This is a genomic window from Pseudomonas sp. NFACC13-1 (assembly GCF_900104425.1).
Classification (GTDB): domain Bacteria; phylum Pseudomonadota; class Gammaproteobacteria; order Pseudomonadales; family Pseudomonadaceae; genus Aquipseudomonas; species Aquipseudomonas fluorescens_AA.
Genome location: NZ_FMXV01000037.1, coordinates 16,419 through 41,542, shown reverse-complemented (window position 1 = coordinate 41,542; position 25,124 = coordinate 16,419). Strand labels below are relative to the sequence as shown.

Sequence of the window (25,124 nt, the reverse complement as noted above, 5' to 3'; positions counted from 1 at the left end):
TATTTTGAAGAAATGAGACAAGCAGGGGCATCCGGGCTGGTACCCGGACTATCAGCGTGATCCTAAGTGGCTTGTTTTAGTCGCTGCACTCGGACTTCTGCAAGTTTGCTCGGTGTTTTCGCCGGTGGTGTTCCCCTAATCGAGGGTGACCAAGCATGCAAGAAAGCGTGATGCAGCGCATGTGGAACAGTGCCCACCTCTCCGGTGGTAACGCTGCCTATGTGGAAGAGCTCTACGAGCTCTACCTGCACGACCCTAACGCTGTGCCAGAAGAATGGCGCACCTACTTTCAGAAGCTACCGGCCGACGGTAATTCTGCCACTGATGTTTCGCACTCGACGATTCGCGATCATTTCGTGTTGCTGGCAAAGAACCAGCGCCGCGCTCAACCGGTGTCTGCCGGCAGCGTGAGCTCCGAGCACGAGAAGAAGCAAGTTGAAGTATTGCGACTGATCCAGGCCTACCGGATGCGTGGCCACCAGGCAGCCCAGCTTGACCCGCTGGGGCTGTGGCAGCGTCCTGCACCTGCAGACCTGTCGATCACTCACTACGGCTTGACCAATGCCGACCTTGATACGACCTTCCGTGCCGGCGACCTGTTCATCGGCAAAGAGGAAGCGAGCCTACGCGAAATTCACGAAGCGTTGCAGCAGACATATTGCCGCACCATCGGCGCTGAATTTACGCACATCACCGATTCCGAGCAGCGCCAGTGGTTCCAGCAGCGTCTGGAAAGCGTTCGTGGCCGTCCGACGTACTCCGCCGACATCAAGAGCCACTTGCTCGAGCGCGTCACCGCCGGTGAAGGCCTGGAGAAATACCTGGGCACCAAGTACCCGGGTACCAAGCGTTTCGGCCTGGAAGGCGGCGAAAGCCTGATTCCGATGCTCGACGAGCTGATCCAGCGTTCCGGTTCCTACGGCACCAAGGAAGTCGTCATCGGCATGGCCCACCGTGGCCGCCTGAATGTACTGGTCAACACCTTCGGCAAGAACCCGCGCGAGCTGTTCGACGAGTTCGAAGGCAAGAAGAAGGTCGAGTTGGGTTCCGGTGACGTGAAATACCACCAGGGCTTCTCGTCCAACGTGATGACCACCGGTGGCGAAGTGCACCTGGCCATGGCGTTCAACCCGTCTCACCTGGAAATCGTTTCCCCGGTGGTCGAGGGTTCGGTCCGCGCCCGCCAGGATCGTCGCAACGATCCGACCGGCGAGAAGGTACTGCCGATTTCCATCCACGGTGACGCGGCATTCGCCGGTCAGGGCGTGGTCATGGAAACCTTCCAGATGTCGCAGACCCGCGGTTTCAAGACCGGCGGCACCGTGCACATCGTGATCAACAACCAGGTTGGCTTCACCATCAGCAACCCGCTTGACTCGCGCTCCACCGAGTACGCGACCGACGTCGCGAAAATGATCCAGGCGCCGATTCTCCATGTGAATGGCGATGATCCGGAAGCCGTGCTGTTCGTGACCCAGTTGGCCATCGACTACCGCATGCAGTACAAGCGCGACGTGGTGATCGACCTGGTCTGCTACCGTCGTCGCGGCCACAACGAGGCCGACGAGCCAAGCGGCACCCAGCCCCTGATGTACCAGCAGATCGCCAAGCAGCGCACCACCCGTGAGCTGTATGCCGAGCGCCTGACCCAGGGCGGCGTTCTGGATGCCGCCCGCGTCCAGGAAAAAGTCGATGAATATCGCAATGCCCTGGACAACGGCCTGCACGTGGTAAAAAGCCTGGTCAAGGAACCGAACAAAGAGTTGTTCGTGGACTGGCGTCCATACCTGGGCCACGCCTGGACCGCGCGTCACGACACCCGCTTCGACCTCAAGACCTTGCAGGAGCTGTCCGCCAAGCTGCTGGAGATCCCGGAAGGCTTCGTGGTCCAGCGCCAGGTCGCGAAGATCTACGAAGACCGGCAGAAGATGCAAGCCGGCGGCCTGCCGATCAACTGGGGTTACGCCGAAACCATGGCGTACGCGACCCTGGCGTTCGAAGGTCACCCGGTCCGCATCACCGGCCAGGACGTAGGCCGCGGCACTTTCTCGCACCGCCACGCGGCGCTGCACAACCAGAAAGACGCCAGCACCTACATCCCGCTGCAGCACCTGTACAAGGGCCAGCCACGTTTCGACCTGTACGATTCGCTGCTGTCCGAAGAAGCCGTCCTGGCGTTCGAATATGGCTACTCCACCACCGAGCCGAATGCGCTGGTGATCTGGGAAGCCCAGTTCGGCGACTTCGCCAACGGCGCCCAGGTGGTTGTCGACCAGTTCATCACCAGCGGCGAGCACAAGTGGGGCCGTCTCTGCGGTCTGACCATGCTGTTGCCACACGGTTATGAAGGGCAGGGGCCGGAGCACTCGTCGGCACGTCTGGAGCGCTACCTGCAGCTGTGCGCCGAGCACAACGTCCAGGTTTGCGTACCGACGACGCCGGCGCAGATCTACCACCTGCTGCGTCGTCAGGTCATCCGTCCGCTGCGCAAGCCGCTGATCGTGCTGACACCGAAGTCGCTGCTGCGTCACAAACTGGCGATCTCCACGCTCGAAGACCTGGCCGAAGGCTCGTTCCAGACCGTTATTCCGGAAATCGACACGCTGGACGCGGCGAAGGTGACTCGCCTGATCCTGTGCAGCGGCAAGGTCTACTACGACCTGCTGGAAAAACGTCGTGCCGAAGGCCGCGAAGACATCGCCATCGTGCGTATCGAGCAGCTCTACCCGTTCCCGGAAGAAGACCTGATGGAGGCCATCGCGCCTTACACCAACCTCACCCACGTGGTGTGGTGTCAGGAAGAACCGATGAACCAGGGCGCCTGGTACAGCAGCCAGCATCACCTGCGTCGCAGCATCGGCAACCATAACAAGGCCCTGGGCCTGGAATATGCCGGCCGTGATGCTTCCGCTGCACCTGCGTGTGGTTATGCGTCGATGCACGCCGAGCAGCAGGAAAAACTGCTGCAAGATGCTTTCACTGTTTAAGCCTTCGTGCTGACTGAAACCGAATTTTAAGGACCCACAGATAATGGCTATCGAAATCAAAGCCCCGTCATTCCCGGAATCGGTTGCCGATGGCACCGTTGCCACTTGGCACAAGAAACCAGGCGAAGCTGTAAAGCGTGACGACCTGATCGTCGACATCGAGACCGACAAAGTCGTTCTGGAAGTGTTGGCCGAAGCTGACGGCGTGCTCGGCGCAATCGTTGCCGAAGAGGGCGCTACCGTCCTGTCCAACCAGGTACTGGGCTCGATCGAAGAGGGCGGCGCCGCTGCCGCTGCTCCGGCTGCCGCTGCTGCTGCTCCTGCCGCTGCCCAGACCGCAGCGCCTGCTGCCGATGGCGAAGACGATCCAGTCGCCGCGCCTGCCGCGCGCAAGATCGCCGAAGAGAACGGCATCAACATCGCTTCCGTTGCCGGCACCGGCAAGGGCGGTCGTGTGACCAAAGAAGACGTGGTGGCAGCCGTTGCCGCCAAGAAAGCCGCGCCAGCCGCCGCACCGGCCAAGCCAGCCGCACCTGCCGCCGCCGCTCCGGTGTTCGCTGCCGGTGATCGCGTTGAAAAACGCGTTCCGATGACCCGCCTGCGTGCCAAGGTTGCCGAGCGTCTGGTCGAAGCACAGTCGAACATGGCGATGCTGACCACCTTCAACGAAGTCGACATGACCGAAGTCATGGCCCTGCGTTCGAAGTACAAGGATCTGTTCGAGAAGTCCCACAATGGCGTACGCCTGGGCTTCATGTCGTTCTTCGTCAAGGCTGCCACCGAAGCGCTGAAACGCTTCCCGGCGGTCAACGCGTCGATCGACGGTTCCGACATCGTCTACCACGGTTATGCCGATATCGGCGTCGCGGTTTCCAGCGACCGTGGCCTGGTGGTTCCGGTGCTGCGCAACGCCGAACTGATGAGCCTGGCCGAAATCGAAGGCGGCATCGCCACCTTCGGCAAGAAGGCCCGTGACGGCAAGCTGTCCATCGAAGAGATGACCGGCGGTACGTTCACCATCACCAACGGTGGTACATTCGGTTCGATGATGTCGACCCCGATCGTCAACCCGCCACAGGCGGCTATCCTGGGCATGCACAACATCCTGCAGCGTCCGATGGCGATCAACGGTCAAGTCGTGATTCGTCCGATGATGTACCTGGCACTGTCCTACGATCACCGCCTGATCGACGGCAAAGAAGCCGTGACGTTCCTGGTCACCATCAAGAACCTGCTTGAAGATCCGGCTCGTCTGCTGCTGGATATCTGATTTTCGCCGCGAGGGCCGGTCTGTCGACCGGCCTCTTGCTGAAACAACCGGTTTCGTCCCTCGACGGTCATCACAAGTGATCGTCCGGTTTGATTCGAAAAGGAATGACTCATGACTCAGAAATTCGACGTGGTAGTGATTGGTGCGGGCCCTGGCGGCTACGTAGCGGCCATCAAGGCTGCGCAACTGGGCCTTACCACTGCCTGCATCGAGAAATACACCGATGGCGAGGGCAAGCTGGCCCTCGGCGGTACTTGCCTGAACGTCGGTTGCATTCCTTCCAAGGCGCTGCTGGACAGCTCCTGGAAATACAAGGAAGCGAAAGAAAGCTTCAACGTTCACGGTATCTCTACCGGTGAAGTGAAGATGGACGTCGCCGCGATGGTTGGCCGCAAGGCTGGCATCGTCAAGAACCTGACCAGCGGTGTTGCCACCCTGTTCAAGGCCAACGGTGTGACCTCGATCCAGGGCCACGGCAAGCTGCTGCTGGGCAAGAAAGTCGAAGTGACCAAGCCAGACGGCTCGGTTGAAGTGATCGAAGCCGAAAACGTCATCCTGGCGCCAGGCTCGCGTCCGATCGACATTCCGCCGGCTCCGGTCGACCAGAAGGTGATCGTCGATTCCACCGGTGCCCTGGAATTCCAGAGCGTACCAAAACGCCTGGGCGTGATCGGCGCCGGCGTGATCGGCCTCGAGCTGGGTTCGGTATGGTCGCGCCTGGGCGCGCAAGTGACCGTTCTCGAAGCCCTCGACACCTTCCTGATGGCCGCTGACGCTGCGGTTTCCAAGGAAGCGCTGAAAACCCTGACCAAACAGGGCCTGGACATCAAGCTGGGCGCTCGCGTGACCGGTTCGAAGGTCAACGGCGAAGAAGTCGTGGTCAACTACACCGACGCCAATGGCGAACAGACCATCACTTTCGACAAACTGATCGTTGCGGTCGGCCGTCGTCCGGTGACCACCGACCTGCTGGCTGCCGACTGTGAAGTGACGCTGGATGAGCGTGGTTTCATCCAGGTTGACGATTTCTGCGCCACCACTGTGCCAGGCGTCTACGCCATCGGTGACGTGGTCCGCGGCATGATGCTGGCGCACAAGGCGTCCGAGGAAGGCATCATGGTCGTCGAGCGCATCAAGGGCCACAAGGCCCAGATGAACTACGACCTGATCCCATCGGTTATCTACACCCACCCGGAAATCGCATGGGTCGGTAAAACCGAGCAGGCCTTGAAAGCCGAAGGCGTTGAAGTTAACGTCGGCACCTTCCCGTTCGCCGCCAGTGGCCGTGCCATGGCAGCCAACGATACCGGTGGTTTCGTGAAAGTCATCGCCGATGCCAAGACGGATCGCGTATTGGGCGTTCACGTAATTGGCCCAAGCGCTGCCGAGCTGGTACAGCAAGGCGCGATCGGTATGGAATTCGGCACCAGCGCTGAAGACCTGGGCATGATGGTCTTCTCCCATCCGACCCTGTCCGAAGCCTTGCACGAAGCGGCCCTGGCCGTAAATGGCGGCGCCATCCACGTGGCCAACCGCAAGAAGCGTTAATAGACAATAAGAAACCACGGCGGTATGGCCCGTCGTGAGCCTTGCGAGCAAGACTCACCGCGGAATATCCGCTGGACGCAGCCTTGCGTAGCGGCACCGGTTGACCGGAACGCTACGCAAGCAGCAGTCACAGGTGGTGCGGCACCAGAACGGTGCAGCACCGAATGCGCAGTACCTAACGAAGACGGTAATAAGCATGAATCTTCACGAGTATCAGGGTAAGCAGCTGTTCGCTGAATACGGCCTGCCAGTATCCACCGGCTACGCGGTAGACACCCCGGAAGCGGCAGCAGAAGCTTGCGACAAAATCGGCGGCAGCGAATGGGTTGTCAAAGCCCAGGTTCACGCCGGTGGTCGCGGTAAAGCGGGCGGCGTCAAGCTGGTTCGCAGCAAAGAAGACGCCAAAGCCTTCGCACAGCAGTGGCTGGGCAAGCGTCTGGTGACTTACCAGACTGATGCCAACGGTCAGCCAGTCACCAAGATCCTGGTTGAATCGTGCACTGATATCGCTAAAGAGCTGTACCTGGGCGCGGTCGTTGACCGTTCGAGCCGCCGTATCGTGTTCATGGCTTCCACCGAAGGTGGCGTGGACATCGAGAAAATCGCTCACGATACCCCTGAGAAAATCCTCAAGGCCACCATCGATCCACTGGTTGGCGCACAGCCATTCCAGGGTCGCGAGCTGGCATTCCAGCTGGGCCTGGAAGGCAAGCAGGTCACTCAGTTCGCCAAGATCTTCGTAGGTCTGGCCAAGCTGTTCCAGGACCACGACCTGGCACTGCTGGAAGTGAACCCGCTGGTGATCAAGGCCGACGGCGACCTGCACTGCCTCGATGCCAAGATCAATATCGACGCCAACGCCATGTACCGTCAGCCTAAGCTGAAGACTTTCCACGATCCGTCGCAAGACGATCCGCGCGAAGCGCACGCTGCCAAGTTCGAACTGAACTACGTAGCCCTGGAAGGCAACATCGGCTGCATGGTCAACGGTGCCGGCCTGGCCATGGGTACCATGGACATCGTCAACCTGCATGGCGGCAAGCCAGCCAACTTCCTCGACGTGGGCGGCGGTGCTACCAAGGAACGCGTTACCGAAGCGTTCAAGATCATCCTGTCCGACACCAACGTCGCCGCAGTACTGGTCAACATCTTCGGCGGCATCGTTCGCTGCGACATGATTGCCGAAGGCATCATCGGCGCCGTGAAAGAAGTCGGCGTGAAAATCCCGGTTGTTGTTCGCCTCGAAGGCAACAACGCTGAGCTGGGCGCTAAAGTACTGGCAGAAAGCGGTTTGAACATCATCGCTGCTACCAGCCTGACCGACGCTGCTCAACAAGTCGTCAAAGCTGCGGAGGGCAAATAATGAGCGTCCTGATCAATAAAGACACCAAGGTTATCTGCCAGGGCATTACCGGTTCGCAAGGTAGTTTCCACACCCAGCAAGCCATCGAATACGGCACCAAGATGGTTGGCGGCGTAACGCCAGGCAAAGGCGGCACCGAGCACCTGGGCCTGCCCGTGTTCAACACCGTGAAAGACGCTGTAGCTGCCACTGGCGCCACCGCCAGCGTGATCTACGTTCCGGCTCCTTTCTGCAAGGACTCCATCCTTGAAGCAGCGTTCGGCGGCATCAAGCTGATCGTCTGCATCACCGAAGGCATCCCGACCATCGACATGCTGGAAGCCAAGGTCAAGTGCGACGAGCTGGGTATCACCCTGATCGGCCCTAACTGCCCAGGCGTGATCACCCCAGGCGAATGCAAGATCGGCATCATGCCAGGTCACATTCACTTGCCAGGCAAGGTCGGTATCGTTTCCCGTTCCGGCACCCTGACCTACGAAGCTGTGAAGCAGACCACTGACGCCGGTTTCGGTCAGTCGACTTGCGTCGGCATCGGCGGTGACCCGATCCCGGGCTCGAACTTCATCGACATCCTGAAGCTGTTCCAGGAAGACCCGAAGACCGAAGCGATCGTCATGATCGGTGAGATCGGCGGTTCGGCTGAAGAAGAAGCCGCTGCCTACATCAAGGCCAACGTGACCAAGCCGGTTGTGTCCTACATCGCGGGTGTGACTGCTCCTCCGGGCAAGCGCATGGGCCATGCTGGCGCAATCATCTCTGGCGGCAAAGGCACTGCAGACGAGAAATTCGCTGCACTGCAAGACGCAGGCGTGAAAACCGTGCGTTCGCTGGCAGACATCGGCAAGGCCCTGGCCGAGCTGACTGGCTGGGAAATGAAGAAGTAAGCTTCGGCTGACCTTTTCGTTCCAGCAACAAAGGCCACCTTCGGGTGGCCTTTGTCGTTTCTGGATCCGTGGCGCCAGGAAGGGCCTCATCGCGAGCAAGCTCGCTCCCACAGTCGAGCGCATTTCATTGTGGGAGCGAGCTTGCTCGCGATGACGGAATGACAGCCCGCCAACCATTTACATGCAAAAACGCGACACGGGGACGTCGCGCATCGGATAGTTCGCCCCTTTACAGTGCGTTTTATCGCCAGATTCGTTAGGCTAGCAGCCATTTTTGCGACCGCTGCCCACAAGGAAGCGCCGCGCTAAACGGGTCGGTCCCATACGGATCGGCAGCATTTCCCTTTACCCTCGGGGAAATCCCTCTCTAAATTCCGATTCAGTAGTGTGGTTTCCTTAATGAAAGTGTTGAAAGGCCAGGACATCCTGGCGCTTGGTTTCATGACATTTGCCCTGTTCGTCGGGGCTGGCAACATCATCTTCCCGCCTATCGTCGGTTTGCAGTCCGGGCCTCATGTCTGGATGGCGGCGCTGGGCTTTTTGATCACGGCGGTCGGGCTGCCGGTCATCACGGTCGTGGCACTGGCCAAGGTGGGCGGGGCGATGGACGCCTTGAGCAGCCCCATCGGCAAGGTCGCCGGCGGGTTGCTGGCGGCGGTGTGCTACCTGGCCGTTGGCCCGTTGTTCGCCACACCGCGTACCGCTACCGTTTCGTTCGAAGTCGGCCTGGCGCCATTGACGGGCGAAAGCCCGCTGGCACTGTTCCTGTATAGCGCCGCGTATTTCCTGCTGGTGTTCTTCATCTCGCTCTACCCGGGCCGGCTGCTGGACACCGTCGGACGTTTCCTCGCTCCCCTGAAGATCATCGCCCTGGCCGTGCTCGGTATCGCCGCGTTTGCCTTGCCGGCCGGCGATATCGGCGTGGCGACCCCCGAATACGTGGCGGCGCCGTTCTCCCAGGGCTTCATCAATGGTTACCTGACCATGGATACCCTGGGCGCATTGGTGTTCGGGATCGTCATCGTCAACGCGATCCGTTCCCGGGGCGTCGAGTCGCCGGCCTTGATCACCCGCTACGCGATCATCGCCGGGCTGATTGCCGGGGTGGGCCTGGCGCTGGTCTACGTCAGCTTGTTCCGTCTCGGTTCGGGCAGTCATGAAGTGGCCATGGGCGCGACCAACGGCGCGGCGGTGCTGCATGCCTATGTGCAACACACCTTCGGCAGCCTGGGCAGCGGTTTCCTGGCGGTGCTGATCTCCCTGGCGTGCCTGGTGACTGCGGTCGGCCTGACCTGCGCCTGCGCCGAGTATTTCAGCCGCGTTTTGCCGCTGTCCTACAAGACCCTGGTGGTGATCCTGGCGGCCTTTTCGCTGCTGGTGTCCAACCTGGGCCTGACCAAGCTGATCGCATTCTCTATTCCGGTCCTCACCGCGATCTACCCGCCGTGCATCGCCCTGGTGGCCTTGAGCTTCTGCAAGGACTTCTGGCACGAGCAGGGGCGCATCGTTGGCCCGGTGATGCTGGTGTCGTTCCTGTTTGGCCTGATCGATGCGCTCAAGGGCGCCGGGCTGGCGGATTGGATGCCGACGCAACTGGCCCACTTGCCGCTGAGCGAACAAGGCCTGGCCTGGCTGGTGCCTTCGGTGATGACCCTGGCGGTCGCGGTGGTGTGTGATCGCCTGCTGGGCAAGCGCAGCGAAGCACTGGCTTAAACAACTTCAGGCAGATTCACCGGCCACCACCGAAATGCCCCGTATCAATCGATACGGGGCATTTTTTTGAGTGCGGTGTCTTTTTTCGTGGGCTGTGGGAGCGAGCTTGCTCGCGATAGCGCCGGAACTGCTGACATCGAAGTGAAAGTTAATCCGCTATCGCGAGCAGGCTCGCTCCCACAGGGTTCGCTGATACCATTGCGATAGATTTTGTTTTGTCACAGGAAATCGAATGTCATTCATCCAAGCCAACCTGATCCATCTGCTTGCCGCCGCCTGGTTCATCATCTGCTGGGCGGGCTACACCCGTTACGCGACCTGGAAGGCCCGCGATACGGCCTGCCTGGCCAGTGTCATGCACCTGTACCGCGAAGACTGGATGCGCCGCATGCTGCTGCGCGAAAACCGCATCGCCGATGCCAGCGTGATCGGCAACCTGGAGCGCAACGCCTCATTCTTCGCCTCCAGCACGCTGATCATCCTGGCTGGCATCCTGACGGTGCTCGGGGCGTCGGATCGGGCGGTGTCGTTACTGGCGGACATCCCCATGGTGCAACAGGCTTCCCAGGGCATGGCGGAGGTCAAGTTGCTGTGCCTGGCACTGGTGTTCGTGTATGCGTTCTTCACCTTCAGTTGGTGCATGCGCCAGTACAACTTCGCGGCGGTACTGATTGGCTCGGCACCGATGATCGGTGAGCGGCATGTCTCGGAGCAGGAGCGCAAGGCCTTTGCCCTAAGGGCGGCGCGAGTCATTTCCATGGCGGCCAACCAATTCAACTTCGGCCTGCGTTCCTACTATTTCGGCATGACCATGTTGGCGTGGTTCGTCAGCCCCTGGTTATTCATGTTGATGAGTGCCGGCGTGGTGTTCGTGCTGTATCAGCGCGAGTTTCACTCCGATGTGCTGGACGTGATGGTCTATACCCCCACGCAAGCACCAGTGCCCGAGGTTGGCAAGGAAGCGGCCTGACAGGCGCCGCCAAATCACAGGCAAAAGAAAACCCGCACCAGGCGGGTTTTCTTTTACAGCTAAAACCGTATCAGTTGGTTTTAGGCGCGGTGGCAGGTGCTTGTTCCTGCTGGGCGGCGCTGTTCGATTCAGACTGAGCTTTGGCGGCTTCGGCGTTTTCTTTAGCCGCGTCGTTCACTTTATCCTGTGCTTTGTTCATGTCTTGCTGAGCTTGCTCAGCGTGTTGTTGGGCATCTTGAGCTTTGTCCTCGGATTTTTTATCGCAGGCAGCGAGACCGAGGGAGGCGGCCAACATCAAGGCAATAGCAAAAGTCTTACGCATGGGGTGTTTCTCCTTATGGAAATAACTACTGGCCTTTTGAGCGACCCCCCTCGGGTTAAGTTCCTCTTTTGCTACAGATATATAACTTCGCACGGTCGCGGAACTTTAGCGAACTCGCCTGTTGCCAGGCCTCTAAATAAACAAGGGCATTGATGGACATGGCTGAAGATCCCGTTTTTGAGCGTGCCACCCGTTTTTTATCGGCCCTGCGGCATTGTCAGGTGTTGGGCTTGAAGTTGCACAGCGCCAGTCGTGATGGGCTGACGCTCATCCTGCCGTTCAGCCCGCAAATCGTCGGCAATCCCCTGACGGGCATCATCCATGGTGGCGCGTTGACCTCATTGATGGACAGCGCGTGCGGCATGTCGACCTTGTGTGTGCTGCCGCAATTCGAAGTCTGTCCCACCCTCGACCTGCGCATCGACTACATGCACGCCGCCGAGCCCCACAAGGACGTCTACGGTTTCGCCCAATGCTATCGGGTAACCCCGGACGTGATCTTCACCCGCGGTTTCGCCTATCAGGACGACCCCGAGCAACCCATCGCCCATGTGGTGGGCACGTTCATGCGCCTGGGCCAGCATGCCAGGGGCATGGGGAAGGCCAGTCCGTTGACTGCCGTGGGCCAGCCATGACCGAGACCACCCAGGAACAACTGCGCCGGGCCTGTGAACAGGGCGACTACGCGCTGCTGCTCGCCTCGATCCCCTATGCCCAGCTCATCGGCGTCGAGTGCACGCGCCAGGGCGACGACTGGGTGTTTCGCCTGCCGGCCAACAAGGACAACATTGGTAACCCTTTACTGCCGGCTATCCACGGCGGAGTCATCGCCGGCTTCATGGAATTGGCGGCCGCCGTTCATCTGTTGATCGCCACCGGCACGCCGGGGGTGCCAAAGATCATCGACTTTTCCCTGGATTACCTGCGCACCGGGCAGTTTCGCGACACCTATGCCAAATGCCAGGTCTGGCGCCAGGGCCGGCGGGTCGCCAATGTCGCGATCACCGCCTGGCAAGATGTCGAGGCCGAACCCATCGCCACCGCCCGGGCGCATTTCAAGATCCAGGAGCCTTCGAAACCGGAACGCCCTTGAAATCATCAGCGTCGCCCCCACCTTGAGGACATCCCGCCGCCAATCTCTGCGAGGCGGACACCACCATCCACTTGGAGTTTGATGACCATGAGCGTGGAAACTCAAAAGGAAACCCTGGGCTTCCAGACCGAGGTGAAGCAACTGCTGCACCTGATGATTCACTCGCTGTATTCGAATAAGGAAATTTTCCTTCGCGAGCTGATTTCGAACGCCTCTGACGCTGTCGACAAATTACGTTTCGAAGCCCTTTCCAAGCCTGAACTGCTGGAAGGCGGCGCCGAGCTGAAAATCCGTGTGAGCTTCGACAAGGACGCGAAAACCGTCACCCTCGAAGACAACGGCATCGGCATGAGCCGCGAAGAGGTGATCACGCACCTGGGCACCATCGCCAAGTCTGGCACTGCCGACTTCATGAAGAACCTGTCCGGCGACCAGAAGAAAGATTCCCACCTGATCGGTCAGTTCGGCGTCGGTTTCTATTCCGCGTTCATTGTGGCCGACCAGGTCGAAGTATTCAGCCGCCGTGCCGGCCTCGCTGCGAGCGAAGGCGTGCATTGGTCGTCCAAGGGCGAGGGCGAGTTTGAAGTCGCCACCATCGACAAGGCTGATCGCGGCACCCGCATCGTGCTGCACCTCAAGTCCGGTGAAGACGAGTTCGCCGATGGCTGGCGCCTGCGCAACATCATCAAGAAGTACTCCGACCATATCGCGCTGCCCATCGAGCTGCCGAAGGAAGTTACCGCTGCCGAAGGCGAAGAAAAGCCTGAAGTGGAATGGGAAACCGTCAACCGCGCCAGTGCCCTGTGGACCCGTCCGCGCACCGAAGTGAAAGACGAGGAATACCAGGAGTTCTACAAGCACATCGCCCACGACTACGAGAACCCGCTGAGCTGGAGCCATAACAAGGTCGAAGGCAAGCTGGAATACAACTCGCTGCTGTACGTGCCGGCCCGTGCGCCGTTCGACCTGTACCAGCGCGAAGCGCCACGTGGCCTGAAGCTGTACGTGCAGCGTGTGTTCGTGATGGACCAGGCCGAGTCGTTCCTGCCGCTGTACCTGCGCTTCATCAAGGGCGTGGTGGATTCCAACGATTTGTCGCTGAACGTTTCGCGGGAAATCCTGCAGAAAGATCCGATCATCGATTCCATGAAGTCGGCACTGACCAAGCGCGTGCTGGACATGCTGGAAAAACTGGCGAAGAACGAGCCCGAGCAGTACAAGAGCTTCTGGAAAAACTTCGGCCAGGTCATGAAAGAAGGCCCGGCCGAGGACTTCGCCAACAAAGAGAAAATCGCCGGCCTGCTGCGCTTTGCGTCGACCCAGGGTGACGATGGCGAGCAGATTGTTGGCCTGGCCGATTACCTGGCCCGCGCCAAGGAAGGCCAGGACAAGATCTACTACCTGACCGGTGAAACGTATGCACAGGTCAAGAACAGCCCGCACCTGGAAGTCTTCCGCAAGAAAGGCATCGAAGTGCTGCTGCTGACCGACCGCATCGACGAGTGGCTGATGAGCTACCTCAACGAATTCGACGGCAAGAGCTTCGTCGACGTGGCCCGTGGCGACCTGGACCTCGGCAACCTGGATTCGGAAGAAGACAAGAAAGCCGCCGAAGAAGTCGCCAAGAGCAAGGAAGGCCTGGTCGAGCGGATCAAGACGGCCCTGGGCGATGCTGTCAGCGAAGTGCGTGTCTCGCACCGCCTGACCGATTCTCCGGCGATCCTGGCCATCGGTGAGCAGGACCTGGGCCTGCAGATGCGCCAGATTCTCGAAGCCAGCGGCCAGAAAGTCCCGGATTCCAAGCCGATCTTCGAATTCAACCCGGCCCACCCACTGGTGGAAAAACTCGACAACGAGCAGAGCGAAGAGCGTTTCGGCGATCTGTCGCACATCCTGTTCGACCAGGCGGCCCTGGCGGCCGGCGACAGCCTGAAGGATCCGGCGGCGTATGTGCGTCGCCTGAACAAGCTGTTGGTTGAACTGTCAGCTTAATCTGACGCAGGAAAGTCCCTTGTGGGAGCGAGCTTGCTCGCGATTTCGGTCCAACATTCAACAGATACGTTGACTGGTCTACCGTCATCGCGAGCAAGCTCGCTCCCACAAGGGCTTCTTGAATGTTTCATCAGGAGGAGTCTGTCATGAGTCAGGTTACGGTTCGTTCGCTGGTCTATCAGATCGATGGTCAAAGTTATGAAGGTCGCCTGGCCTTCGACGTCAACCAGCAGGGCCCGCGTCCGGGTTTGCTGATGGCGCCGAACTGGATGGGCGTAGGGGCAGGTGCCGAGGAGATTGCCAAGTCGGTAGCGGCCAACGGCTATGTGGTGTTGATCGCCGACTTGTACGGGCAGACGGTGCGCCCGAGCAATGCCGATGAAGCGGGGGCGGCGATGATGCCCCTCAAGAACGACCGGGCCTTGCTGCGCAAGCGCATGCAGGCCGCGTTCGAACAATTGCAGAGCCAGGGTGATGCACAGGTCGACACGGCGAGACTGGCCACGTTCGGCTTCTGCTTCGGGGGTTGCTGTGCCCTGGAGCTGGCTCGCAGTGGCGCCCCGTTGAAGGCGGCGATCTCCTTTCACGGCACCCTGGATACACCGAACCCGGCCGATGCGCAGAACATCAAGGGTGCGGTATTGGTGCTGCATGGCGCCTCCGACCCGCTGGTGCCGAAAGAGCAGCTACCGGCTTTCGAAGATGAAATGAACGCGGCCGGGGTGGATTGGCAATTGCTGAGCTACGGCGGTGCGGTGCACTCGTTCACCGACCCGCAGGCCAATATGCCGGGCAAGATGATGTACAACGCCAAGGTCGCCGGACGCGCGTTCCGGTCGATGCATAACTTGCTGGATGAAGTATTCAAGGGCTGAAGTCGGGTTCTGGATTTGAATCTCTTGTTGTCTGACATAAAGCCATCGCGAGCAAGCTCGCTCCCACATTGGATTTGAGTGATCACGGATTTGCGTTCACAGCGGATCATTGTGGGAGCGAGCTTGCTCGCGATGGCGGCCTGACAAGCAATCCTGAAATCAGGGCAACTCGATCCGCTCGCTTTCCCCGGGCACGGTCGGCCAGTCTCCGGCTGCCCAGCGCCGGCGGGCTTCGTCGATCCGGGCCGGGTCGCTGGCGACGAAGTTCCAGTTCATCCGACGCGGTCCATCCAGTGGCGCGCCACCGAACAGCACGGCATGGCAATCGCTGTCGGCAAACAGCGTCATCTCTTCCCCTGTTGGCAATATCACCAGGGAATGGGCTTCTACCGGCTCGCCATCCAGTAACGCCTCGCCGCTCAACACATACAGGGCCCGCTCTTCGTGCTCGGTGGGAATCAGCAACGTCGTCGCGGTCTGCAGGTGCAGTTCGGCATACAGCGTGGGCGAGAGCACCGGCACCGGCGATTCCAGGCAAAAGCCTGACCCGGCGATCATGCGGATGCTGACCCCCAGGTGCTCACTGACCGGCAGGCTCTGTGCCGGATGATGGCTGTAGTGCCCCGGGCCTTGTTCGTAGGCTTTGGGCGAGGCCAGCCAGACTTGCAACCCGTGCATGACGAAAGGGCTGCCCAGCAGGGACTCGGGGGTGCGTTCGACGTGGGCGATGGCGCTGCCGGCGGTCATCCAGCTGACATCCCCGGCGTCCACCACCTGGTCGGAACCCAGGCTGTCCTTGTGCTGGAGTTTGCCTTCGAACAGGTAGGTGAGGGTGGACAGGCCGATATGCGGGTGCTGGCGGATGTTCATGCCTTTGCCGGCCGGGTAGGTGGTTTGCAGCATGTGATCGAAAAACACGAAAGGTCCGACGCTGCGGCATTTGGCGGACGGCAGCGGGCGAAGAATCGGCTGGCCTTCGACGTCTTCGGCGCGGGGGCGAACGGTCAGGGGCGTGGTCATGTTGTCTTCCAGTTTGAACAACGGTTGCGCGAAGCATAACCCGTCGCCGGCAGACGCGGCAGATGCGCCTTGAACCCCAGCGGGACGGTGAGGGTCTATGCTGCTCATGGCTTCTGGAGACTGCCCGTGCCTTTGTCCCGTTTGATCTTTGCCTGGCTGCTGGTTGTTTCGAGTGGCGGCGCCGCGGCTCGCGAATATGCCTACAGCGATGCGCACCTGCATTACGTCGATTTCTTTCAGGAAACCGCCGGCATGCCCAAGCTGCTCCAGGCGATGGCGGACAATCGCATCGAGCATGTGATGATTTCCGGTGTTCCGGTGGCCAAGAAATGGCATGAAGACGAGCCCAAGCGCCCGCGGTATTACGCCGGTGACGATGCCGACGCCTATTGGTACAGCGCCACCGATGTGATCGTTGCGGCAGCAGTGAGCAAGCTGACCGAGGAACAACGCCAGCACTTCCATCCTTTCCTGTCGGGCTTCAATCCCAACGACAAGAACTCCGCCGCCCACATCCAGCGCATGCTCGATCTCTACCCGGGGTTGTGGCAAGGCATCGGCGAAGTCTTCACCCGTCATGACGACCTGACGGCGCTGACCTCGGGCGATACCCCGCGGGCCAACAACGAAGCCATGACCCGGATCTATCACCTGGCGGCCGAGAACGACCTGCCGGTGATGCTGCATTCCAACATCACCTCCAAGCGTGAAAGAAATCCCCTGTACCTGGCGGAGATCGAGGAGCCGTTGCGTAACCACCCGCATACGCGTTTCATCTGGGCCCATGCCGGCACCAGCATGGAAATCCATCGCCACCAGACCCAACTGGATTTTCTGTTGCCGACCCTGACCCGCATGCTCGAGGCCTATCCCAATCTATACATCGACCTGTCCTGGAGCCTGCTCACGCCGTACTTGCTGGACGAGGCGGGTAAGCCTCGGGACGAGTGGGTAAAGCTGGTGGAGCGCTTTCCTGAGCGCTTCATGGTGGGCTCGGATGTGGTCGGGCGTTTCAACAAGTTGGGCAAGACGTTGCACGGCTTCGATCCGTTCCTCGATGCCTTGCCGGAAGAGGTGGCCAGGAAAGTGGCGCGGGATAATTTCCTGGCGGTGTTGTGTGGGAGCAAGGCTTGCCCGCGATGAAGACGACGCTGGTTTCCGGGGAAACGAGGTGCCTGCATCACGAGCAAGCTCTGCTCCCACAGACCAACATCGCTCTGTCATCAGCCTGTCACTCCCACGTCATACCCTCGCGCTCATCTCAATCAAGGAGCGCACTATGCACCTCACCCGTTCAAGCGCACTGGTCGCGCTGTTGTTGACCTGCGGCCTGGCACAGGCCGAAGTCCGTGTCGAAGGCCCGGTGGAATACGGTGTCTTCGAAGGGCCGCAAGCCGAGCTGCAATCGGGGGAGCGGGTCCTGCGGCGCAGCAATGAGCAGATCCGCCAGACCGAAAGCGTGCCGGCGAAGCTGGGCACCAAGTTCGGCATGCGTTATCAGTTGGCGGGCAAGGTCGCAGACGACCAGCCGTTGACCCTGTTGTACTTCACTCCCGGTATCCGCACCCCTGATGGTGTGCGCCACGACAAGTTCGAAGTCATCCAGAAACTGGTGCCCGGCGCGCCTCAGGACGTCATGGCCTATGAATTCACCGAAAGCCACGAAGTGGTGCCGGGGGAGTGGCGGTTCATGGTGTTCCAGGGCGATCGGTTGCTGACGCAGCAGCGGTTTGTGGTGCGCTGAATTTCATTCACCACAGACCCAATGTGGAAGCGAGCTTGCTCGCGATTGCGGTAGGCCAGTCAACTTATCTGTTGCAGGACACACTGCAATCGCGAGCAAGCTCGCTCCCACAGGGGAACGGTGGCGGATTGGCAGGCAAAAAAAACGCCCCGAACCAGTCGGGGCGTTTTTTATTGATTTGCTAGGCGCTGGCAAAGCCTGCGATCTTTTCGCTTAAAAGATCGCAGCCTGCGGCAGCTCCTACGCGCCCTGCCAGCGCTTCATCACCAGGGTGGCGTTGGTGCCACCGAAGCCGAAGCTGTTGCTCATCACGGTATTGATGGTGGCGTTTTCGCGAGTCTTGGTCAGGATGGGCAGGTCGGCCACTTCCGGATCCAGTTCGTCGATGTTGGCGGAACCGGCCATGAAGTTGCCTTCCATCATCAGCATGCAGTAGATCGCTTCGTGAACGCCAGCGGCGCCCAGGGAGTGACCCGACAGGCTCTTGGTGGAGCTGATGGCCGGAGCCTTGTCGCCGAACACTTCGCGTACGCCTTTCATTTCCATCACGTCGCCCACTGGGGTCGAGGTGCCGTGGGTATTCAGGTAGTCGATCGGTGCATCGATGGTGGCCATGGCCATCTGCATGCAACGCACGGCACCTTCACCGCTTGGCGCGACCATGTCGTAGCCGTCGGAAGTCGCGCCGTAGCCGACGATTTCCGCGTAGATCTTCGCGCCACGGGCCAAGGCGTGTTCCAGCTCCTCGACCACGACCATGCCACCACCGCCGGCGATGACGAAGCCGTCACGGTCGGCATCGTAGGCGCGGGAAGCTTTTTCCGGGGTGTCGTTGCGCTTGCTGGACAAGGCGCCCATGGCGTCGAACAGGAACGACTGGCTCCAATGTTCTTCTTCACCGCCACCGGCGAACACGATGTCCTGCTTGCCCAACTGGATCTGCTCGACCGCGTTGCCGATGCAGTGAGCACTGGTGGCGCAGGCGGAGGAGATCGAATAGTTGATGCCCTTGATCTTGAAGGGCGTAGCCAGGCAGGCCGAAACGGTGCTGCCCATGGTCCGCGTGACGCGGTAGGGGCCAACGCGCTTGACGCCTTTTTCGCGCAGGATGTCCAGCGCTTCCATCTGGTTCAGGGTCGAGGCGCCGCCGGAACCGGCGATCAGGCCGGTACGCACGTTGGACACTTGCTCTTCGGTCAGGCCGGAATCAGCGATGGCGTCCTTCATGGCCAGGTAGGCGTAGGCCGCCGCATGGCCGACGAAACGGTAGATCTTGCGATCGATCAGTTCTTCGAGATTGAGGTCAATGGAGCCGGAAACCTGGCTACGCAGACCCATTTCGGCGTATTCCGGGTTGAACCGGATGCCAGGGCGACTTGCACGCAGGTTAGCGGAGACGGTCTCTTTGTCATTGCCCAGGCACGAAACGATGCCCAGACCAGTGATAACGACGCGGCGCATGCGGATAACCCTTAGAAGTTGTCAGTGGAGGTGAAAACGCCGACCCGGAGGCCTTCGGCGGTATAGATCTCGCGACCGTCAACGGCAACCGAACCATCGGCAATGGCCATGTTCAGCTTGCCCTTGAGGACGCGTTTGATATGAATGTTATAGGTGATTTTCTTGGCGGTCGGCAGGACCTGACCAAAGAACTTCACTTCGCCCGAACCCAGGGCGCGACCGCGGCCCGGCAGGCCTTGCCAGCCGAGGAAGAAACCGACCAGTTGCCACATGGCGTCCAGGCCCAGGCAGCCCGGCATCACCGGATCACCTTCGAAGTGGCAGGCGAAGAACCACAGGTCCGGAGTGATATCCAGCTCGGCGACCAATTCACCTTTGCCGTACTTGCCACCCTCTTCGCTGATATGGGTGATGCGATCCACCATCAGCATGTTCGGGGCGGGCAGTTGCGCGTTACCTGGGCCGAACAGCTCACCGCGACTGCAGCGCAGCAGGTCTTCCCGGGTAAAGGCGTTTTGTTTGGTCATGCGAGCTCCTCAATAGTCCCATGCGGCAGGGTGGGGCAAATCTTCCCGGCCGATCGAAGCGTTCATGCCTCGAATCGACAGCCTACTCATAGACTATTGCGTTGTAGTGAAAGTCACAGCACACGGGAAATGAATGTACACCTGTGCACTGAAATTTTTATTCAAGCCCCGATCGAGGCTTGTTCGGGTGCCTAAGACTGCCGCACTTTCGCCTTTCACGCCAGTCACAGATGGTCCGGTGAGCGGTTCTAATTCACCCAGCGCTGCAGAATCTGCTGCAGGTCGTTCCTTTTGAACGGCTTGGCCAGGTAATCGTTCATGCCCGCCGCGAGGCAGGCTTCGCGATCGCCCTGCAAGGCGTTGGCCGTCAGGGCGATGATCGGCACCTCGCCGCAGCCCGGCAACTGCCGGATCTGCCGGGTGGCTTCGTAGCCATCGATGATGGGCAAGCGGCAATCCATGAGGATCGCTTCGAAGATCAGGCTTTCGGCGCTGCGTACGGCCTGGGCGCCATCGGTGGCGACGCTGACGGTGAAACCCAGGCTGCGCAGCATGGCTTCGATCACCGTCTGGTTGACCGGATTGTCTTCCACCAGCAACACGTTGCGACCTTCGCCATCGCCGCTACCGGTGGGCAGGCGCGGTGCCAGGGTCGGCGGCGCCTGGCGCGACAGGGCCAGGGGGATCTCGAGGGTGAACACCGAGCCCTGGCCTTCTTCGCTCTGGGCCCGCAGCGTCCCGCCCATGCGTTCGGCCAGGGTGCGGGCGATCGGCAGGCCCAGGCCAGTGCCGCCGTAGCGCCGGGAAATCGAACTGTCGGCCTGCTGGAAGGCGTCGAACATGCGCTCCAGGCTTTCGGCGGGGATACCAATGCCACTGTCGCGCACCGTGCAGGTGAACCACAGCAGTTCGTGGTCCAGGGCCTGCCATTGGCATTGCACGGTGACACGGCCTTGCTCGGTGAATTTCAGCGCGTTGCCGATCAGGTTCACCAGGATCTGCCGTATCCGCGTCGGATCGCCCTGCACCTGCAAGGCCTGCATGTCGTCCGGGACCAGCAGGTCCAGGCCCAGCTTGCGCTGCGCGGCGCTGTGCTGGAACGACTGCGCGCAACTGCCCACCAGTTCGGCCAGGTTGAACGGAATGTGCTCCAGTTCCAAGGCCGAGCGTTCGATGCGCGAGAAGTCGAGGATGTCGTTGATCACCTTCAGCAGGTGCTCGGTGGATTCCGACGCCAGTGCCGTGTACTCGTGCTGTTCGTCGGTCATGCGGGTGGTTTCCAGCAGCTGCAGCATGCCCAGTACACCGTTCATGGGCGTGCGCAGTTCATGGCTCATCATCGCCAGGAACTCGGACTTGGCGCTGTTGGCTTTTTCCGCTTCCTCGCGGGTCTTGATCAACTGTGCCATGGCCTGGTGCTGTTCGCGGCTGGCTTGTTCCAGGCCGTCGGCCAGGTTGTTGATGTGCCGCGACAAGGCCCCCAGTTCGGCATCATCGACGACGGGCAGCGGGGTGCTGTAGTCGCCTTGCTGGATGGCCTTGACCGCGTTGCCGATGTCGCGGATCGGCCGGGACAGGTTGGTCGCCAGCCGGCGCGCCACCAGGAAGGTGAACAGCAGGGCGAACAGTGCCAGGATGGCCGCCTTGAACAGGATCTCCTGCTGCCGCTGGCTGAAGGCGTCACTGGACATGCCGACGATCACACGGCCCAGGTAATCTTCGCCGGGCGCCTCGACGGCGGTGCTGTTGCCTTGCAGGAAGTCATTGTTCAGGGCAATGCGCTGCAGGCGCACCGGGGCCTGGAAGACTTCGATCTGTTGGGCACGGCTGTGGGCCTGCTCGGGTTGTTCGACGTACACCAGGACCTTGTCGGTGCTGTCCTGGACCTCCAGGAAGCGCACGTGCGGGGTCGCCAGGGTCGCGGTGAGCAAGCTTTCCAGCACTTCGTTGTTGCCGGAAATCACCCCGTACTCCGTGGCGGGGGCCAGTTGGTTGGCGATCAGTTGCCCGGTGTGATTGAGCTCCTGGCGCAAGTCCTGGATCCGCACGAAGGTAAAGAAGCTGATCAGCAGCACGGTCAGCAGCAACGCCGGACCGAGGGCGATGAGCTGGGTGCGGGTATTGATGTCCCAACGACGACGCAAGGTCATGGGCGGTGTTCTCCTTCGGCCAACGTTGCCGCGACGGATTCGGCGTCAATCGGTTCGATCCCCAGCGAGCGGGAGACCTGCCGGTTGCCCAGGACTTTGAAGCGGTCCGGATACAGCGTGCGTGGCCAGGTCGTGGCGGGGCGGTCGAGCAGCTCGTCGAGAATCGCCAGCCAGTCTTGCTGGTCGCTGTAAGTGCTGGCCAGACTACCGGCCTTGACGAATGCCGCACTGGGCCCGATCAGCGCACGTTGCCGGGCATAGCTGCTGAGCAACAGGTTCTTCACCGTCTTGGGGTTGTACAAGTCGGGGTCATCGAGGCCCAGCAGCACGTCGCTCTGGCCCAGCAGGTTTTGCAGGGGACGGCTGTCGCTGGTGTCGTCCCAGCGTTCGCTGACGATCACCAGGCCCAGCGGTGCCGCTGCCTGGCGGATCTCCTTGAGCAGGAATTCACTGTGGGCGTCGTACAGCACGCCGACCTGTCGCACTTGCGGCAGGATGGTGCGGATCAGCCGCAATTGCCGGGCCATCGGTGGATCGCTCCACAGCAGGCTCAGGTGCGCGGGCGTGGCCTCGCCCAGGCGCTCGCGGGCTTGCTGGCGGCTGATGCGCAGGACCAGGGTGGCCGGGCCCCGGGCGTCTTGCAGGCGCCAATCCAGGCTGGGCAGGTCAAGCAGAACCAGGCGGACATTATCCGGCAACTTGTCCGGCGCCGGCAGGTTGGCCAGCGGCGTAAACCGCACGCTGTCTTCGGGGCGCAGGGCTTTCAGGGCCTGGGTGAAAGACTGCACGCCGGGGCTGTCCTCGGCGCCGGTCAACAGGATTTCGGCGGCCCGGGCTTGGAGGGTTGTCAGCCAACCGGCAAACACCAGGCACAGGGCCAGCGTCAGGTGGCCATGAAATGGCATCTTGCGGAGGGAGTGCCGGGACATCTAGAACGACAACTCCGCGCTGAAGTACACGACATGGCGGGCGTCGTAGCGGTTGTCGACGAAGGTCATAGGCTGGTTGTCCAGGCGCTGCTGCAGGACGCCTGCCAGTTCCAGGCTGGCCTTGCCCAGGGGAATGCGCCGGGCGATGCGGGTGTCCACCCGTTCGAAGCGATAGCCGTTGAGGTCGTCGGCGGCGTAATAGAACAGCGCGCTGTTCCAGCCTTGGCCCCAGTCCCTTAGCCAGCCGACCGAGCCGCTGTTGCGGGCGGTCAGTTGTTCGTCGAGGGGGTTGCTGGCCTGGGCGTCGACATAGGCATAGGTCAGGCGCAGGCGGTCGGCGCTGGTCATGCGCCAGTCGAACTGGGTCTCGACCCCGGAGAACTGTGATTCGTTGGAGTTGCTGGCAATGTACTGATTGTTGCGCAGCGGCTCGCTGATCATGCCGGTGATTTCGTCATGGAACAGTTTCACATCGACCGCCAGGCCCAGGTCCACGAAGTAGCCGTTGTAGCCCAGCTCCCGCGAGCGCATGTGTTCCTGTTCCAGGTTGCCCGGGCCGCGGGTCTGGACGAAGTAACGGGCACTGTTCTGGCCGAAGGCGGCGGGTTGCAGGTTGGTGACCTGATAGCTCCAGTTGACGTTGTTCTCGAACATGTCCGGCGAGCGCACGGCTTCGGAGTACACCGCCCGCAGGCCATGGCGTGGAGTGATCAGGTAATTGACGGCGATCCGCGGAGTCAGCGAGCTGCCGGTCAGGCGGGTGTCTTCGAACATCGCGCCGCCCTGCAACAGCCAATGCTCGGTGGCCCGCCATTCGAGCTGGCCGAACAGGCGCCAGGTGGTGTCATCCAGGGTGCCGTTGAAGTACGTCTCCGAGTCGGCCCGGTCGTAGCGATAGTTGGCCCCGGTGACCAGTCGCAGGCTGTCGGACAGGCTCAGGGTGTCCTGGATCTCCAGGTCGTAGCGCGATTCCCGGGTGCTCTGGTCGATATCGCCACACAGGGTTTGCGAGGCGCCGTTGCGCCACTGGTCGAGCACCTGATTGGCCAGCGCCTGTTCCTGTGGCGTGCCGGGTGGCGCGCCGGTGCTGGTGTAGCTGGGGATATTGCGCGCCAGCTTCTCGGCATAGTTGGGGTTGAGCTGCCACAGGTCGGTCAGTTGCGGGCTGAAGGACACCTCGGCGTCACAGGCGCGCCAGGTCTGCTGGCGATCCCAGTGTTGGATCGAGCCCTGTACATAAAGGCTGTGATCGGGGTCCAGGTCCAGGTTCCAGCGCAGTGAGCCGGCGTAGTCCTTGGCGATGACGTCGGAGTTATCCCCAGCGGCGGTAATCCCGGCAAACACGGGATGGTAGGTATAAGGCCGCTGGTTGGTCCCATCCTTGGCGTTCAATTGCCAGTCGAGGCTCTGCCGTTCGTCCAGGGTCTGGCTGACGGACAGGTTGAAGCGGTTCAGGCGGCGGCTGTCGCGGTAGTCGGCGCCGTTGCGGTCGCTGTCAAAGCCATCGTCTTCCTGGCCGGACAGCGACAGCCGCAGGTCGCCGCCTTCCCAGCCGCTGCCCTGGCTGGCGTACCAGTCACTGATGCCACGCTGGCCCCGGGTGATTTTCAGCCGGGTGCCGTGGCTGTCGGCCGGGGCGCGGGTGATGATGTTGACCACCGCCATCAGCGCGTTGGCGCCATAACTGACGGTGTTGGGGCCGCGGAAGACTTCGATCCGCTCGATGTCTTCCATGGCCACCGGAATATCGCTCCAGTCCACCGTGGCCAGGCCGGCGCGGTACACCGAGCGGCCGTCGATCAGCACTTGCATGCGCCGGGCTTCGCTGGCATTGGTGCCATGGTAGTTCACGGCCGCCTGGTTGCCTGTGATGTTGCCGACCATCATGCCCGGCACCAGGCGCAGCAGTTCGCTGATGTCCCGGGCGCCGCTGGCCTTGATCAACTCGCTGTCGAGCACGGTCATGCTGCCCGGCACCGCCGCTGGCGATTGCTTCAGGCGCGTGGCCGTCAGCACCTGGGGCAGGGGCTGGCTGTCCACGAACAAGTCGTCAGCCAGCACTGGCGGGCTGATGATCAGTGCCAATAGCAGGGACGAACCTGAGCGGGAAGGGCCAACGGACACGGCACAGCCTACGGGAATGGGTGGGTGACGGGCATGTTAACTGAGCTGAACGACTTTTCCATTCACGTTGACAGCATTTTCCTAGGAATTAATGGTCAGCTTCCTACAGCTGGCGGTAATTGTTGCCGGGGCTGGTCGCCATCCGGCCGCTC

20 protein-coding genes are annotated in these 25,124 nt (G+C 61.0%); 13 read left to right on the top strand and 7 right to left on the bottom strand.

The window, feature by feature from the left end:
- Window positions 1-155 precede the first annotated feature (155 nt).
- The 7 genes from BLQ55_RS28730 to BLQ55_RS28700 all read left to right on the top strand — a co-directional run bounded on the left by BLQ55_RS28730 (window position 156) and on the right by BLQ55_RS28700 (window position 10,735).
- Window positions 156-2,987 carry a 2-oxoglutarate dehydrogenase E1 component gene (locus BLQ55_RS28730; RefSeq protein ID WP_092201796.1) on the top strand — a complete coding sequence of 944 codons (2,832 nt, stop codon included), beginning with the start codon at window positions 156-158 and terminating at the stop codon, window positions 2,985-2,987.
- A 43-nt stretch (window positions 2,988-3,030) separates the two neighbouring features.
- Window positions 3,031-4,257: a 2-oxoglutarate dehydrogenase complex dihydrolipoyllysine-residue succinyltransferase gene (gene odhB, locus BLQ55_RS28725; RefSeq protein WP_092258859.1), complete on the top strand. Its 1,227-nt coding sequence runs from the start codon at window positions 3,031-3,033 to the stop codon at window positions 4,255-4,257.
- 111 nt (window positions 4,258-4,368) lie between these two features.
- A complete protein-coding gene (lpdA, locus tag BLQ55_RS28720) occupies window positions 4,369-5,805 on the top strand; it encodes a dihydrolipoyl dehydrogenase (RefSeq protein ID WP_092201800.1) in 1,437 nt (478 codons plus the stop codon).
- Window positions 5,806-6,001: 196 nt separating this feature from the next.
- A complete protein-coding gene (gene sucC / locus BLQ55_RS28715; protein WP_003179235.1) occupies window positions 6,002-7,168 on the top strand; it encodes an ADP-forming succinate--CoA ligase subunit beta in 1,167 nt (388 codons plus the stop codon).
- Complete coding sequence (gene sucD, locus BLQ55_RS28710) at window positions 7,168-8,052, top strand: succinate--CoA ligase subunit alpha (protein WP_003179236.1); 885 nt, start codon at window positions 7,168-7,170, stop codon at window positions 8,050-8,052. Before sucC ends, sucD begins: the two co-directional genes overlap by 1 nt.
- Before the next feature lie 399 nt (window positions 8,053-8,451).
- Window positions 8,452-9,765 (top strand): branched-chain amino acid transport system II carrier protein, encoded by a 1,314-nt coding sequence (gene brnQ / locus BLQ55_RS28705; RefSeq protein ID WP_092201802.1) that lies wholly within the window; start codon window positions 8,452-8,454, stop codon window positions 9,763-9,765.
- Between the two features lie 232 nt (window positions 9,766-9,997).
- Window positions 9,998-10,735 carry a DUF599 domain-containing protein gene (locus BLQ55_RS28700; protein WP_092170908.1) on the top strand — a complete coding sequence of 246 codons (738 nt, stop codon included), beginning with the start codon at window positions 9,998-10,000 and terminating at the stop codon, window positions 10,733-10,735.
- A 70-nt stretch (window positions 10,736-10,805) separates the two neighbouring features.
- Here the strand turns inward: BLQ55_RS28700 and BLQ55_RS28695 are convergent, their stop codons facing one another.
- Window positions 10,806-11,057, bottom strand: coding sequence for a hypothetical protein (locus BLQ55_RS28695; RefSeq protein ID WP_092201804.1), 252 nt, complete (start codon window positions 11,055-11,057; stop codon window positions 10,806-10,808).
- A gap of 158 nt (window positions 11,058-11,215) precedes the next feature.
- On the opposite strand from BLQ55_RS28695, the gene BLQ55_RS28690 reads away from it, so the two are divergent.
- The 4 genes from BLQ55_RS28690 to BLQ55_RS28675 all read left to right on the top strand — a co-directional run bounded on the left by BLQ55_RS28690 (window position 11,216) and on the right by BLQ55_RS28675 (window position 15,017).
- Complete coding sequence (locus BLQ55_RS28690; RefSeq protein ID WP_092201806.1) at window positions 11,216-11,692, top strand: PaaI family thioesterase; 477 nt, start codon at window positions 11,216-11,218, stop codon at window positions 11,690-11,692.
- Window positions 11,689-12,150 carry a PaaI family thioesterase gene (locus BLQ55_RS28685; protein ID WP_092258856.1) on the top strand — a complete coding sequence of 154 codons (462 nt, stop codon included), beginning with the start codon at window positions 11,689-11,691 and terminating at the stop codon, window positions 12,148-12,150. Before BLQ55_RS28690 ends, BLQ55_RS28685 begins: the two co-directional genes overlap by 4 nt.
- 87 nt (window positions 12,151-12,237) lie before the next feature.
- Entirely contained in the window at window positions 12,238-14,142 is a 1,905-nt protein-coding gene (gene htpG, locus BLQ55_RS28680) for a molecular chaperone HtpG (RefSeq protein ID WP_092258862.1), read from the top strand.
- A 146-nt stretch (window positions 14,143-14,288) separates the two neighbouring features.
- Window positions 14,289-15,017 carry a dienelactone hydrolase family protein gene (locus BLQ55_RS28675; RefSeq protein WP_060741166.1) on the top strand — a complete coding sequence of 243 codons (729 nt, stop codon included), beginning with the start codon at window positions 14,289-14,291 and terminating at the stop codon, window positions 15,015-15,017.
- A 159-nt stretch (window positions 15,018-15,176) separates the two neighbouring features.
- Here the strand turns inward: BLQ55_RS28675 and BLQ55_RS28670 are convergent, their stop codons facing one another.
- Window positions 15,177-16,037: a pirin family protein gene (locus BLQ55_RS28670; protein WP_092201810.1), complete on the bottom strand. Its 861-nt coding sequence runs from the start codon at window positions 16,035-16,037 to the stop codon at window positions 15,177-15,179.
- A 126-nt stretch (window positions 16,038-16,163) separates the two neighbouring features.
- Here BLQ55_RS28670 and BLQ55_RS28665 point away from each other — a divergent pair, with 126 nt between their 5' ends.
- Both BLQ55_RS28665 and BLQ55_RS28660 read left to right on the top strand, forming a co-directional pair.
- Window positions 16,164-17,180, top strand: coding sequence for an amidohydrolase family protein (locus BLQ55_RS28665; RefSeq protein WP_092258853.1), 1,017 nt, complete (start codon window positions 16,164-16,166; stop codon window positions 17,178-17,180).
- Window positions 17,181-17,316: 136 nt separating this feature from the next.
- Complete coding sequence (locus tag BLQ55_RS28660; RefSeq protein WP_018610122.1) at window positions 17,317-17,781, top strand: DUF3859 domain-containing protein; 465 nt, start codon at window positions 17,317-17,319, stop codon at window positions 17,779-17,781.
- A gap of 240 nt (window positions 17,782-18,021) precedes the next feature.
- On the opposite strand, the gene fabB is transcribed toward BLQ55_RS28660, so the two are convergent.
- From fabB to BLQ55_RS28635, 5 genes are all read right to left on the bottom strand, one after another.
- Window positions 18,022-19,242, bottom strand: a complete 1,221-nt coding sequence (fabB, locus tag BLQ55_RS28655; protein ID WP_092201814.1) for a beta-ketoacyl-ACP synthase I — start codon at window positions 19,240-19,242, stop codon at window positions 18,022-18,024.
- 11 nt (window positions 19,243-19,253) lie between these two features.
- A complete protein-coding gene (fabA, locus tag BLQ55_RS28650; RefSeq protein WP_003204400.1) occupies window positions 19,254-19,769 on the bottom strand; it encodes a 3-hydroxyacyl-[acyl-carrier-protein] dehydratase FabA in 516 nt (171 codons plus the stop codon).
- Between the two features lie 248 nt (window positions 19,770-20,017).
- Window positions 20,018-21,919, bottom strand: coding sequence for an ATP-binding protein (locus tag BLQ55_RS28645; RefSeq protein ID WP_092201816.1), 1,902 nt, complete (start codon window positions 21,917-21,919; stop codon window positions 20,018-20,020).
- Window positions 21,916-22,848 carry an ABC transporter substrate-binding protein gene (locus BLQ55_RS28640; RefSeq protein ID WP_092201818.1) on the bottom strand — a complete coding sequence of 311 codons (933 nt, stop codon included), beginning with the start codon at window positions 22,846-22,848 and terminating at the stop codon, window positions 21,916-21,918. Before BLQ55_RS28640 ends, BLQ55_RS28645 begins: the two co-directional genes overlap by 4 nt.
- The gene (locus BLQ55_RS28635) at window positions 22,849-24,972 is read right to left on the bottom strand and encodes a TonB-dependent receptor plug domain-containing protein (RefSeq protein WP_092258850.1); all 2,124 of its coding nucleotides are present in this window, start codon (window positions 24,970-24,972) and stop codon (window positions 22,849-22,851) included. It lies immediately after the preceding gene.
- Between the last annotated feature and the right edge of the window lie 152 nt (window positions 24,973-25,124).